The organism is Halorhodospira sp. M38, assembly GCF_022227985.1.
Taxonomy (GTDB): domain Bacteria; phylum Pseudomonadota; class Gammaproteobacteria; order Nitrococcales; family Halorhodospiraceae; genus Halorhodospira; species Halorhodospira halophila_A.
The window spans coordinates 51,779-64,694 of the sequence record NZ_JAJNQP010000013.1 but is presented as its reverse complement, the minus strand read 5'-3'; the positions used below and the strand labels follow the sequence as shown (position 1 = coordinate 64,694).

Annotated in this window: 12 protein-coding genes; 3 read left to right on the top strand and 9 right to left on the bottom strand. The window is 71.3% G+C overall.

All coding sequences use genetic code 11. The features are described from left to right. Positions 1 to 39: 39 nt before the first annotated feature. From LRA98_RS08940 to LRA98_RS08900, 9 genes are all read right to left on the bottom strand, one after another. Complete coding sequence (locus tag LRA98_RS08940; RefSeq protein ID WP_238633626.1) at positions 40 to 600, bottom strand: Spy/CpxP family protein refolding chaperone; 561 nt, start codon at positions 598 to 600, stop codon at positions 40 to 42. Between the two features lie 98 nt (positions 601 to 698). Further along, positions 699 to 1,079, bottom strand: a complete 381-nt coding sequence (locus tag LRA98_RS08935) for an MAPEG family protein (RefSeq protein ID WP_201170063.1) — start codon at positions 1,077 to 1,079, stop codon at positions 699 to 701. A 113-nt stretch (positions 1,080 to 1,192) separates the two neighbouring features. Continuing rightward, positions 1,193 to 2,566 carry an AMP-binding protein gene (locus LRA98_RS08930; RefSeq protein WP_238633653.1) on the bottom strand — a complete coding sequence of 458 codons (1,374 nt, stop codon included), beginning with the start codon at positions 2,564 to 2,566 and terminating at the stop codon, positions 1,193 to 1,195. A gap of 2 nt (positions 2,567 to 2,568) precedes the next feature. Next, complete coding sequence (gene menC / locus LRA98_RS08925) at positions 2,569 to 3,576, bottom strand: o-succinylbenzoate synthase (RefSeq protein ID WP_238633625.1); 1,008 nt, start codon at positions 3,574 to 3,576, stop codon at positions 2,569 to 2,571. A gap of 2 nt (positions 3,577 to 3,578) precedes the next feature. Beyond that, positions 3,579 to 4,430, bottom strand: coding sequence for a 1,4-dihydroxy-2-naphthoyl-CoA synthase (gene menB / locus LRA98_RS08920; protein WP_238633624.1), 852 nt, complete (start codon positions 4,428 to 4,430; stop codon positions 3,579 to 3,581). A 1-nt stretch (position 4,431) separates the two neighbouring features. Further along, positions 4,432 to 5,202: a 2-succinyl-6-hydroxy-2,4-cyclohexadiene-1-carboxylate synthase gene (menH, locus tag LRA98_RS08915; RefSeq protein ID WP_238633623.1), complete on the bottom strand. Its 771-nt coding sequence runs from the start codon at positions 5,200 to 5,202 to the stop codon at positions 4,432 to 4,434. 3 nt (positions 5,203 to 5,205) lie between these two features. Then, positions 5,206 to 6,879, bottom strand: coding sequence for a 2-succinyl-5-enolpyruvyl-6-hydroxy-3-cyclohexene-1-carboxylic-acid synthase (menD, locus tag LRA98_RS08910; RefSeq protein WP_201170047.1), 1,674 nt, complete (start codon positions 6,877 to 6,879; stop codon positions 5,206 to 5,208). Positions 6,880 to 6,892: 13 nt separating this feature from the next. Next, positions 6,893 to 8,281 (bottom strand): isochorismate synthase, encoded by a 1,389-nt coding sequence (locus tag LRA98_RS08905; protein WP_238633622.1) that lies wholly within the window; start codon positions 8,279 to 8,281, stop codon positions 6,893 to 6,895. 177 nt (positions 8,282 to 8,458) lie between these two features. Beyond that, the gene (locus LRA98_RS08900; protein WP_238633621.1) at positions 8,459 to 10,057 is read right to left on the bottom strand and encodes a methyl-accepting chemotaxis protein; all 1,599 of its coding nucleotides are present in this window, start codon (positions 10,055 to 10,057) and stop codon (positions 8,459 to 8,461) included. 208 nt (positions 10,058 to 10,265) lie between these two features. Here LRA98_RS08900 and LRA98_RS08895 point away from each other — a divergent pair, with 208 nt between their 5' ends. The 3 genes from LRA98_RS08895 to LRA98_RS08885 are packed head-to-tail and all read left to right on the top strand — an operon-like array spanning position 10,266 to position 12,876. Next, the gene (locus tag LRA98_RS08895) at positions 10,266 to 11,834 is read left to right on the top strand and encodes a PAS domain-containing hybrid sensor histidine kinase/response regulator (protein ID WP_201241419.1); all 1,569 of its coding nucleotides are present in this window, start codon (positions 10,266 to 10,268) and stop codon (positions 11,832 to 11,834) included. A 14-nt stretch (positions 11,835 to 11,848) separates the two neighbouring features. Then, the gene (locus LRA98_RS08890; RefSeq protein WP_238633620.1) at positions 11,849 to 12,289 is read left to right on the top strand and encodes a GIY-YIG nuclease family protein; all 441 of its coding nucleotides are present in this window, start codon (positions 11,849 to 11,851) and stop codon (positions 12,287 to 12,289) included. Further along, on the top strand, positions 12,280 to 12,876 hold the full coding sequence (locus LRA98_RS08885; protein WP_201170038.1) for a carboxymuconolactone decarboxylase family protein: 597 nt from the start codon (positions 12,280 to 12,282) through the stop codon (positions 12,874 to 12,876). Before LRA98_RS08890 ends, LRA98_RS08885 begins: the two co-directional genes overlap by 10 nt. Positions 12,877 to 12,916 lie beyond the last annotated feature (40 nt).

The following is a 12,916-nucleotide window of genomic DNA, read 5'->3' as shown; positions in this document are numbered from 1 at the left end:
GCCCCCCCCCGGGGGCGGCCTGCAGCGACCTCGTGGCGGTCAGCGCCGCGGGCCGAACTCCTCACGGAAGCGTTCGCGCTGCTCGGCGTCGAGCAGTCCGATCATCTCGTTGCGCATGCGCACGCGCTCGGCCAACAGCTCGCCCTGCAGCTCGGACATGCGGCCATGGAGCTCTTCGATGGCGTCGGGGTCCGGCTGCTCGACCGCCATCAGCTCGGCCATATCGTCGCGCATTTCGGCCAGTTCGACCCCTACGTGGGCCTCGAACTCCCGATAGGCGCGGCGGAGCTTGCGCATCTCGGCGAGCTTGTCGCCCTCAAGCTCCAGCTCCCAGAGGGGCGTCCGTGGATCACCGAAGCCGCCCTCAAAACCGCCGCGCATCCAGTCCCAGCACGGGCCGTAGCCCAGGCCGGAGCCCATGCCCATTCCCATGCCGGGTTGCTGCATCGCTCCGGCACCCGGGCCTCCAGGCCCGAAACCTTGTCCCATGCCGGCGCCGCGATCGGCCTGAGCCGCTGCCAGCCCGCTGCCGAGCAGCGCCGCGGTAGCGAAGGCGATCAGGGATGCGGTTCTTCTGCTGCCGCGAACTCGTCCTGCCATGGTCTTGCCTCCCTTGAGAGTCGCTCTCTCCATCGATGCGTGATCCGGCGGCAGCGATGCCGCCGCCGGGTCCTGTGGAAAACGGGTCGGGCGGCCGATCAGGCCGCCGCGGCGGCGAGGAACAGGCCGATGACGCAGGCCAAAGCGGCCATCCAGGCCAGGCTGCGCAGGCTCGCGTAATCGCCGATGTAGAACAGCCCGTAGGCAATTCGCAGCAGGACGAAGAGCACCGCCAGGGTGTCGATCACGCCCTGCGCCGCGCCGACTTGGTGGGCGATGATCACCGCCGCCGCAAAGGGCGGGAAGGCCTCGTAGCCGTTCTGCTGGGCCCAGTGGGCGCGCTTTGGCCACCCTTCCTGGCGGTCGAGCCACTCCCGGGGGCGGGTGTTGTCGAACTGCCCGCCACCAAACTTGGCGGCGCCGGCGAAGGCCATGGGCAGGATGGCGGCGACGAGGACCATCCAGTAGCCGAGGGACATGGGCATCTCCTTCCACTGGCTGCGACCCCCGTCCGGGGGCCTCCGGCCCCAGTCTAGGGCAATCCGCGCCTCCCCGCCTATTGTCCCGTCGACGATGCCGGCGGGCCCGGCGCTCAGCCGGTGTCGTTGCGCAGCTGCTCGGCCCGCTCAATGAGTTCGGCCCGGCGGATCTTGAGTCCCCGCGTCTCGGGCAGCGGGTGCCAGGCAACCGGGGTCATGTGCGGGCTCAGCCGGGCTCGCAGCCACTCGCGCAATGCGCTCACGGGGAGCGCGTCGCCGTTCGTCTGCACGAACGCCACTGGGCGCTGGCCGAACTCGCGATCGCTGCGTGGGACCACCACCGCCTCGCGGACCACCGGGTGCTCGCGGAGAGCCGCCTCGATGGTCTCAGGCTGGATGTTTTCGCCGCCGCTGATGAACTGGTTGTCGCGGCGTCCCGTGATCACCAGGCGCCCCGCATGCCAGTACCCCAGGTCGCCGGTTGAGAACCAGCCGTCCCCGTCGGTCAGCGGCGCCACGCTGCCGCCGTCAAGGTACCCCGGGCAGAGCGTCTCGCCGCGCACGCGGATCTCACCCTCGTCGATGCGCAGCTCGCGGAAGGGCAGGACCCGTCCGCCACCGCGCAGCGCAGGCCAAGTGGCCACCTGAGCGGTCATCTCGGTCAGGCCGTAGCTCATGTAGCACGGAACCCCCCGCGCCTGCGCCTGCTCCAGCAGATCGGCCGCTACCGGCCCGCCGCCGAGCAGCACGCAGCGCAGGAAGGGCAGGGGGGTGTCGGCCGCATGCAGCAGGCGGCGCAGCTGGGTCTCCACCATGGAGACATGGCTGATGCGGTGGGTGCTCAGGAAGGCCGCGTCCTCGCTGCGACCACCAACGACCATGGGTACCCCGGCCTCCAGGCAGCGGAAGATGATCCCCAGCCCGCCCACATGGAACAGGGGTAGGGAGAGCAGGTAGCGATCCGGGCTGCGCAGCGGCAGGTATGCCAGGGCGCCCTGGGCGCTGCGTACGTAGTTGGCGTAACTGTGTGCCGCGATGCGCGGCGTCCCGGTCGAGCCGGAGGTGGCCACCCCGGCGCAGGGGGCGTCGGCCTTGAAGCGCCACTGCAGGTCCGCAGCGGGTGTGCCGGGCGGGCCTTCGCCGGTGTGTCGGAGTTCGGCGCCGGGGGCTGGGATCAGACCGGAGATGCCGTGCCCGGCCAGCAGCCCCTGCAGGGCGGCCTCCGGCATGCGCTCCGAGACCGGCAGGACACGCCCGCCGGCCCGCAACACGGCCAGCCAGTCGATGACCCCGGCGGTGTCGGTGGTGATGCGAAGGGAGGTCCATGTCCTGGCGCCGAGGCCCTGCTCCTGCAGGGCCCGGGCGCGCCGGCTGACCGCCTCGTGGAGGGCTGCGAAGGTGTAGCAGAACCCCGGTTCGATGAGCGCCGGGTGCTGCGGCCAGCGGTGGCTGGCCCGCGTCAGTCGGCACGGGAACCGGGCGGGCATGGTCACAGCAGCGGGGCCTCCGCAGTGAGCTGCTCACGCCGGCGTACCGGCTTGGTTGTGTGCCCGGGCTGGCTGCGCAGGGGCTCGAGCAGGGCCTCGGGCCAGGCGCCGAAGGTATCCAGTCCCGGAGTGGCCTGCAGCCCCCACCTCGCGGCCAACCGGGCGTAGAGGTCCAGGGTGATGTTGCTTTCGAAGGCAGCGCTGAGCACCACCTGCACACCGGCGCTGGTGGCGGCGTCGATCCACGCGCGGGTGCGGGTCAACCCGGTCAGCATCGGCTTGAGGACCACTGCACCGAGCCCGGCGGTGGTGAGGTCGGCGTCCGGATGCTCGCGGAGGGTCTCATCCCAGGCGAAGGGGATGGCTGTCCGTGACGACCATCCGGCGTACGAGGCACCCGGGCGCAGCGGCTCCTCGATGAAGGCCACGCGCTCCGCGGGCAGCCCGGCGCAGAGGCGTGCCGCCTCCTCGGGGGTCCAGCTGCGGTTGGCGTCTAGCCGCAGGCGGGTTGTCGCGGGCAGGCGATCGAGGATGCGTGCCAGGCGCTCGGCGTCTTCCGCCACGCTGGCCCGGCCGACCTTGACCTTGACGCAGCTCGGTGCTGGCCCCTCGATGGCCTCGTCCTCGTGGCCCAGCAGCCGACAACTGCTTACCCGCGGCGTCGCCCCCGGCGGGTGGAGCAGCTGCAGCCAGCCGGCCTCCAGGCCGAAGCGGGCGGCCGGTGGCAGTGCCTGTAGCGCCCCGGATTCGCCAGCACCCGAGTGCGCCTGCTGGAGATCGGCGCCGACACGCCCGGCGCCGGCGCCGAAAAAGCGACGGCAGGCGTCGATGCACTCGTCCAGGCCCTCGGTGCTGAACCCGGGCAGCGGGGCGATCTCGGAGACCGCCCGGCGGCCGCCTTCGGCTGTCCAGAAGAGCAGTGCGCCGTGGCGCTCGGCAACCAGGGCCGTGCCGGGCAGCAGTGCCACCCGGTAGCGGCAGAGCTCCACGGAGCGCAGCCGCACGGTCACGGTCAGGGGTTGTGCTTGAAGCGCCGGAAGTTCGGTTTGCGCTTTTCCAGGTAGGCGTTACGCCCCTCCTGCCCCTCCTCGGTCATGTAGAAGAGCATGGTGGCGTTGCCGGCCAGCTCCTGGATGCCGGCCTGGCCGTCGACCCCGGCGTTGAACGCCGATTTGAGCGCACGCAGGGCGATGGGCGAGTGCTCGAGGATGCGCTGGCACCAGGCCACCGTCTCGCGCTCCAGGTCCTTCAGCGGCACCACCGTGTTGACCAGGTCCATGGCACGCGCCTGCTCGGCGTCGTACTGCCGGCACAGGAACCAGATCTCCCGGGCCTTCTTCTGGCCGACCACGCTGGCCATGTAACTGGCGCCGAAGCCGCCGTCGAAGGAGCCCACCCGCGGTCCGGTCTGGCCGAAGCGCGCGTTCTCGGCGGCCACCGTCAGGTCGCAGATCAGGTGCAGCACATGCCCGCCGCCGATGGCGTAGCCCGCCACCATCGCGATCACCGGCTTCGGGCAGGAGCGGATGTCGCGCTGCAGGTCGAGGACATTCAGGTGGTGCGTGCCCTGTTCGTCCTGGTAGCCGGAGTCACCGCGCACCCGCTGATCGCCGCCCGAGCAGAAGGCGAGGTCGCCGTAGCCGGTGAGGATGATGACGCCAATCTCCTGGTCGAAGCGGGCGTCCGCGAGGGCCTGTTGCATCTCCAGGACGGTGCGGGGCCGGAAGGCGTTGCGCACCTCGGGGCGGTTGATGGTGATCTTCGCGATCCCGTCGGCCTTGTGGTAGAGGACGTCCGTGTAGCCGCTGGAGCAGTCGGTCCAGTCCAGGGCCGGCTCGATGGAGTTCGGATGCTCTTCGCTCATATCAGGGGTGCTCACCGCTGCAGATGCGTTGAATGACTGCGGCCACCGCCTCCGGGGCCTCGGCGTGGCAGTTATGCCCGACGCCGTCGATTTTGACAACCGTCAGCCCCGGGGTTTGCGTGGCCAGGTCGTCGGCGATGGCCGAGAACTTCTGATCCCGCGCGCCGGCGATGTAGGCGCTGGGTGCCGGGAGGCGGCGCAGCGCCGGGCGCAGGTCCGGCTGCCCGGCCAGGCTGGCAGCGCGCAGGGTCGCGGCCAGGTGTTGGGGGTCGTGTCCGGCCCGGCGTTGGATCAGGGCCCGGCGACGCGCCTCGCTCAGGTCGGCGAAGACCGGTTGGCGGTACCAGGCGTCCAGGTTCTCCAGCCATGAGCCGGTGCTCAGACGTCGGGCCCAGGCATCATCGTGGCGACGCCGCTGCGCCCTTGCCGAGGCATCCTGCAGCCCCGGGTGGGCGCCCTCAAGGATCAGCGCGCTGATCCGCTGCGAATGCCGCTCGGCGAGCGCGAGGGCCAGGCGGCCGCCGAGGGAGTAGCCAACCAGGGCGAAGCGCGGCGGCAGTTCGGGGGCCAGGCGCGCCCAGAGGGCGTCGGCCAGCGCATCAAAGGTTTGCCCCGGCGGCGGTGCGCCGTCGTGTCCAGGCAGGGGCGGGGTTCGGCAGCGCAACCCCGGCGCCAGCGCCTCGGCCACCGGCCGCCACTCGTCGGGATCGCCCAGGAAGCCGTGCAGGCAGACGACATCGGGGGTGTGAGCGGTGGGTCCTGCATCCGCCATCGGTCACAACGCCTCGAGGGCGCGGAACAGGGCCGCTATTTGCCCGCTGCCGGCGCCGGGCGGGCACACCACTTCGATGACGCTACCGCCGGGCCTGGATCGCGCCTCGCGGTGAGCCGCCTGGAGGCTGTCGCCGTCGCCGCAGTGCCAGTAGGGCAGCCGGAACTGCTCGGCCGCACGGGCGAACCCGTAGCCGTGGGGCATGCGGAACAGGCGGCGATGGGCCTCGCCGGTCTCTTCGCGGGCCGGCAGCAGATCGAAGATGCCGCCGCCATCGTTGTTGAGCACCACCACCACGCAGGTATGTCGGGCCTCGCCGAGCAGGGCCAGGCTGTTGAGGTCGTGCAGGGCCGATAGGTCGCCGACCACCAGCGTGACGCCGTCCCGGTGGTGGTGGGCGAAACCGGCGGCGGTGGCGATCAGCCCATCGATGCCGCTGACGCCGCGTTGCGTGACGCAGGGGTTGCCGTGGGCGGGTGCGGCGAAGAGATCGAAGACCCGGATCGGTAGGCTGTTGCCGGGGAACAGCGCCATGCCTGGTGGCAGCACCTGGCTGATTCGCTCGGCGGCGGCCGGCTCCGCGAACGGGGCGTTGGCCAGTGCCGTGCGGCACGCCTCGGCCACCCGGGCGCGGGCCTCGGCAAGGCCGGGTAGTGGCGGCTGTGGCGCGTCGGGGCGAAGGGTGCGGCATGCGGCGGCGATATCCGCCTGAACCGTGGTCGCGTGCCAGTCGGGGTCGAGATCCTCATCGCCACGGGTGACCAGCCAGCGCTGCGGTGCGTGGTCGGCGAGCCAGGCGGGCAGCCGGCGGCCGGTGAGCCGGCCACCGAACTGGACGACCTGGCGGGCGTGGCCCAGGGCCTCGCGCCCGGCGGCCGTGGCAAGCAATAGCTCCGCCCCGCCGACCACGCACGGGTGGGCGCGCAAGCGCAGCTGGCTGCCGGGGTCGGCGAGGACGGGGATGTTGCCGGCGGCGGCGGTCTCCAGCACCGCTTCGGCCTCGTCGCTGCGCAGCTCACCGGCGACGAACAGCTGCGGTGGGTCCGCCTCCTTAAGCGGCGGCGCCGCTACTTGCCCCTGGTGGCCGGGTGGCAGGGGCGGGGGCGCCGCGGGTTGTTCGGCGCCCCCGTAGAGGGGTTCGCGCAGCGGCATGTTGATATGGATGGGCCCGCTGCCGCCGGGGTCGGTGGCGGCGGTCAGGGTGGCGTCCAGACGCCGGTTCAGCCAGCGGCCGCACAGCGCCGTCTCGGGTGTCGGCAGTGCCAGGGTGGCCCGTACCAGCGGGGCGAAGAGGCCCTCCTGGGGCATGGCCTGGTTGGCGCCGCAGTCGTGTAGTTCGGGCGGTCGATCGGCGCTGATCACCACCAGGGGTAGCCGGCTCTGCCGGGCCTCCGCGACCGCGGGGTGGAGGTTCGGCACTGCTGTGCCCGAGGTGGTGATCACCGCTACCGGGCGCTGGCTGGCGCGAATCAGCCCCAATGCGTAGAAGGCCAGGCCGCGTTCGTCGAAGTGGGTGTGCACGCGCAGCCCGCAGGCGGCCTCGGTTCGTCGGGCGGCGGCCAGTGCCAGAGGGGCACTGCGGCTGCCGGGGGCGATGCAGAAGTCCACCACGCCGTGGCCGTGCAGACGGTCGATAAGGCTGCCGGCCCAGGTGGCGTTGAGGTCCTCGGTGCGCACGCTGTCCCCCGGACTAGCCCTGCACGGCGGAGAGGAAGGACTCGATCTTGGCCTCCAGCTCCTGCCACTCGGCCTCGGGCTCGGAGCCCTGGACGATGCCGACGCCGGAGTAGCACCAGGCCCGGTCGCCGGCGACCAGCGCCGAGCGGATAGCCACGGCCAGCTCCGAGGCATCGCCGGAAAGCAGGCCGATGACCCCGCTGTACCAGCCGCGGCGGAAACCCTCCTGGCGGCTGATCAGGTCCTGGGCCCGGCGGCGCGGGAAGCCGCAGACCGCCGGTGTCGGGTGGAGGGCATCGAGCAGTTGGTGGTCGCCGACCCCCGGGCGCAGGGTCGCCTCGATGGGCAGCCGGCGGTGCTGGATGCGGTCGAGTTTGAGCACTCCGGCCTGCTCGGGGGCGTCGATGCGGATCGCCCAAGGCTCGAGTTCCCCGCGGATGTAGCGGGTGACCCAGGCGTGTTCGCGGACCAGCTTGGAGTCCTCCCGCAAGGACGCCTCCAGGGCGGCGTCCTCCGCCGCGGTCTCACCGCGGCGCACAGTGCCGGCAAGGGATTCGGTCTGGACCGAACGCCCGCTGCGGTAGAACAGCCGCTCCGGCGAGCAGCCCATGAAGATCCGTCCGGCGTGCTCGATGGCGAAGCAGTAGCTGCCGTCGGTGATCGCCGACCAGCGGCGCAGCGTGGTGAAGGCGGCCAGCGGGCGGTCGAGTCGGAGGGCTACCTGCCGGGCCAGCACCGCCTTGTGCACGTGGCCGACCCGGATGTCCCGGAGGATCGCCTCGATGCGGCTGCTGCACTCGGCGAAATCCAGGTCCTCCGTGCGGTCGGTGACCCGTGCCGGCCGGTGTTCGCTCACGGCTGCCGGGCGCAGATCCTCAAGGAGCCCGGTCAGCTCGCTCCGGCGTTGCCGGAGTTCCGCAGCACTTTCGGCGTACAGGTTGACACTCAGCTGCTGCCCGGCGCGGTTGCCTTGCAGTTCCACTGCGGGGAGTAGGGCCAGGCTGGCCGGGAAACCCTGCCACTCGCCGGCACCAGAGCGGCCATCGAAGGAGAAGGCGCAGAGCAGGTGGACCCCGGGGTGGCGCGCCAGGCTCTGGGCGTGGCGCAGCAGCGCGGGGTGGTCGTCCGGGGTGTCGGCCGTGTACCGCCAAGCGGCGCCGATGCCGGCCAGGCGGATCTGACCGGAGCGGTCCTGCCAGTAGCAGCGCGGCGCCAGCGGGTTGGCCTCCAGCCAAGCGAGCGGGTCGACCTCCGGTACGGGCACGCTGGCTCGCACCAGGCCCGGGCTCTCGAACCGCCACTGCCGCACCTGCACGAGCAGGTCCTCGATGGCCTGCTCCGCGGGGTCGCAGGGGCTCCCTCGACGGTGGCCGGCGTCCCCGCTCGGTGGGGTACCCGGCACGTTGGCACGTTGCGGGCTGTGAGGCATCGCGATCCAGGGGTTGGTGGTGCTGCGCCCGGCACGGATCAGGGTGTCGCGCAGGGGTTATACACTACCTGAACGAGCACTCGCGCGCACGCATGCGGCGTGCGGTTGGCGGTTCGGCGGCGCGGTGCCTGCGCGGCCCCGTGGGCCGGTTCAGCGGCGACGCACGAACCGGCCGGTCAGAGCCTCGATGCCGGCGATGCGCTCGGTGACCGCCTGCAGCCGTTCGTCGGTTCGCAGCGATTCGCCGGTGACCCGCTCGGCCACCCCCTCGATGCTCGAGACGCTGCGCGCGATCTCCTGCGAGGTGGCCCCCTGCTGTTCGGTGGCGGTGGCGATCTGGCCGGCCATGTCGCGGATCTCGTCGACGGCCGCCTGGATCTCCTGCAGCGAGCTGCTGGACTCGTCGGCGTGCGCCAGGGTCTGCTCGGCGCGACTGCGGCTCTCACGCATGGCCTCGACGGCCTCGGCCGAGCCGCTCTGCAGCGACTCGATGATGCCATCGATCTCGCGGGTCGATTCCGCCGTCTGCCCGGCGAGCTTGCGCACCTCCTCGGCGACGACGGTAAAGCTGCGCCCCGCCTCGCCGGCGCGGGCGGATTCCACCGACGCATTCAGGGCGAGCAGGTGGGTCTGCTTGGTGATCTTGCCGATGAGGGTGGCCGCCTTGCCGATGCGCTCCGCCTCGCCGTTGACCCGTTCGATGGTGGCCGCGGCGTTCTCGATGTCGCGGACCAGGGAGCGCACCGCGGCGGTGCTCTGTTCCACGGTCTGCCGGCCCCGCTCGGTCTGTTTCCCGGCGCGCTCGGTGGCATCGGCGGTGGCCGAAGCGTTCTGGGCCACCTCCTGGACCGTCGCGCTCATCTGTTCCATGGCGGTGGCTACGCTGCGGGTTTCGTCGCTCTGCTGCTGCGCCTCGTCGCGCACCGCGTGCATCGACTGGCGGGCCTCGGCGGCCTCTGCGGAGAGGCGGCGGGCGTCGTCCCCCAGGCGCTTGGCGATGGCCTGGGTCTCGGAGGCGAGGTGCAGCAGCGCCAGCTGGATCGACGCTCGATCGTCGCGGCGGCCGAGGTAGATCGCCTCGCTGAGCGGGTCATCGAGCAGCGCTCGGGCCTGCTCGCGGGCGCCACGGAGCTGACTCAGCACCTGCAGGCCGGCGGCGCCGAGGGCGGCGATGCCGGCGATGCCGAGCGACAGCTGGCCCCCGGTGCCGACCGGCAGCAGGGCGCCGAGGGCGACGCCGAGCAGTGCGGCCAGCGCACCGCCGGCCAGCCAGACGCCACCGCCCGGGCGCCGCCGTTCGATCAGCCCGGCGGGCAGGGGGCCCTTGTCCGGCTCCGCGGCGCGCAGGCGCCGGTAGGCGCGTTCGGCCCGCTCGATCACCGCCTCGTCGCCGATCTGCTGACGCACCGACTGTATCTCGGTGATGTTGCCCGTATCGTCGCGGATGGGCGTGGCGTAGGCGTGAACCCAGTAGTGATCGCCGTTCTTGCAGCGGTTCTTGATCACCCCCATCCACGGTTGCCCGGACTGCAGGCGCTGCCACATGTGCTCGAACACCACCCGTGGCATGTCCGGGTGACGGATCACGTTGTGGGGTTGCCCGATGAGTTCGTCCGGTTGGTAGCCGCTGATGCGGACAAAGTCCTCGTTGATGTAGCGGATCCGTCCGCGGGAGTCGGTGGTCGACAGGATGTTGGCGCCATCCCAGACGGCAACACGGCGCTGCGTGACCGGTTCGTTGACTCGCAACGCGGAGCCCTCCTCTGTGTCGGCGGCGGCGCGGCCGCGCCTGAACCAATGTATGATCCAGAGTACGGTCTTTCGTTGGTGGAGTCACTTCCCTGTGGGCGCGGTCGGGGTTGGGCCAACCGCTGCTCCGGGGCTACAGTGATCCCGTGGGGAATCGGTCCCCGCAGGGCCGTGGGCCGCTGGTTCCTGCACTGCTGAGGGTGGACGTTTGCCCAGATTGAATGCCGAGTCCGACCCGGACGACTTACTTACCCTGGCCGCCGAGTCGGTGGGCTTGGGCGTATGGCGTATCGACCTGCAGACCGAGTGCATCGAGCTGTGTCCGCGCGCCCGGGCCCTCTTCGGCTTGACCGACGACGCCCCGCGGCCGGCCCGCGAGGGGCTGGACCACTATGCCCTCGAGCATCGCGAGCGGTTGCAGGAGGCCTATCGCCGGTGCATCGATGACGGCACCGCCTACGATGTCGAGTTCCAAGCCCGGGTTGCCGGCGGGGAGCAGCGCTGGCTGCGCGCGACCGGGACGCCGGTGCGCGATGCCGCCGGCCGGATGACCGCGGTGGCCGGCGCCCTGCTCGATATCGAGGATTATAAGGCGCGGGAGTCCGAGCACGCCGAGGCGCGGGTGGCGGCCGAGCGCACGGACCGGGCCAAGTCGGAGTTCCTCTCGGCGATGAGCCACGAGCTGCGCACCCCGCTCAACGCCATCGTCGGCTTCGCGCAGCTGCTCTATGCCGACGATGAGCTCGATGCCGCCACCCGCAGCGAATACCTGCGCCACATCCTCAGTGCCGGCTGGCACCTGCGTGATCTGGTCGGCGACATCCTGGATCTGGCGCGGATCGAGGCCGGCCGGGCGTCACTGACGCCGGAGACGGTGCGCGTCTCCGATCTGCTGCAGGAGGGTCTGCGCCTGGTGCGTGATCAGGCCGCCGACCACGGCGTCAGCCTGCGCCTGGAGGGTTCCGGGCGCTCCAGCGGGGTGTGTGTCTGGGCGGACCGGCTGCGGCTCAAGCAGGTGGTGCTGAACCTGCTGACCAACGCCATCAAGTACAACCGTGAGGGCGGATCGGTGGTCCTCAGCTACGGATGCGACGAGGCCGGGCAGGTGTGGGTCGACGTGGCCGACACGGGGCTGGGGATTGATCCGGAGCGCCGCGAGGGGCTCTTCGAGACCTTCGACCGGCTCGGGCGCGAGACGGGAAGCATCGAGGGCGTGGGGATCGGGCTACCGCTGGCGCTGCGGCTCAGCCGCCTGATGGGCGGTGATCTGCATTTGGTCGAGAGCGCACCGGATCAGGGCTCCCGCTTCCGGCTGAGCCTGCCCGGCATCGACGGTGAGGGCTGGGATCGGCACCACACGCCGAGCCTCGACCCGCAGTTGCTGGATGAGCGCGCCGATGATCCGCCCCTGCGTGTGCTGGCGGTGGAGGACAATCGGGTCAACATGCTGCTGCTCAGCGGTTTGGTGGCCAAGCGCCGGGGCGTGGAGCTGCTCGAGGCCTACGACGGAGGCACCGGGCTGGAGATGGCCAAGCGCAAGCGGCCGGATCTGATCCTGCTCGACATGCACCTGCCGGATACCGACGGCTTTGCCTTGGCCCGGCAGCTGCGCGCCGATCCGGCGCTGCACGAGACACCGCTGGTGGCGGTCAGCGCCGATGCCAGCGACGAGGTCCGTCGCCGAGCCCTGGACGAGGGGTTCAACGACTATATCGTCAAGCCTTTCGAGCTGGAGCAGCTCGATGCGCTGATCCGCGAGGTCCGGCTGAGTCGCTAGCCGTGGGAGCCGGGGTGCAGCAGGACGCCACCACCTACTGCCTGACGCTGTTCCTTACCGAGGCGATGCGGGTCAGAGTGGGCCGGCTCGGGATGGTGGGATTCCCCGCCGGCTGGTGGGTCTACACGGGCAGCGCGCGGCGCAACATGGATGCCCGGGTCGCCCGGCACCTGCGCCGGGACAAACCGCGGCGCTGGCACCTGGACTACCTGACCGGCGACCGGCGCGTCATCGTGGTGTCGGTCACCCGGCACGCCGAGCCGGAGTGTCGGCGCAACCGCCGCAATGGCGGTATCGTGGTGGTGTCGGGCTTCGGCGCTAGCGACTGCGTGGCCGGCTGTGGTAGCCACCTGCGCTGGCTCGGCGCGGCGCCTGTGCCGGACGCTGCGAGTGGCGGCGCCGATAGCCTCCGGCAGCACCCGCAATCCCCGGAAAGAGGACACCCATGTACGTAGATCCCATGCCCCTGAGCGCTTACCCCTGGTACCTGCGCCCTTGGTTCTGGTGGCAGCGGCGGCGCGCCGGCTCGGTGTCCGAACCGATCCGCCTGTGGGCGCGCCGGCCCCGGTTGCTGGCGCCGCTGATGCTCCTCGGGGCGGCGTTCGAGCGCCGGCGCGCCGACCTCGAGCCCGGTCTGCGCGGGTTGGTGGGGCTGCGCGTGGGGCAGCTCAACGAATGCCCTTTCACGGTTGATCAGAGCGCCCACAGCCTCCAACGACAGGGTGTGCCCTGGGAGAAGATCCGTGCGGTCGCCGATTGGGCCGAGGGGGAGGGTTTCACCAGCCGGGAGCGGGTGGTGCTCGGCTACGTCGAGGCGGTCACGCGCAGCGACACCCCGGTCAGCGCCGACGTGGTCGGGGCGGTGAAGCGCCATCTGGATGATGAGGCCCTGATCGAACTCACCGGGCTGGTGGCCTTCCACAACATGACCACCAAGTTCAACAATGCCCTCGATGTCCCGCCCCAGGGGCTGTGCGTGCTCAGCGTCAACGAGCGTGGCGAGGCGGTGGCCCGGGAGGCGAACCCGGCCCGGGGCGAGTAGGGTATCCTCCGAAAGGTGTGGATCCGAGTGACGAGGAGGT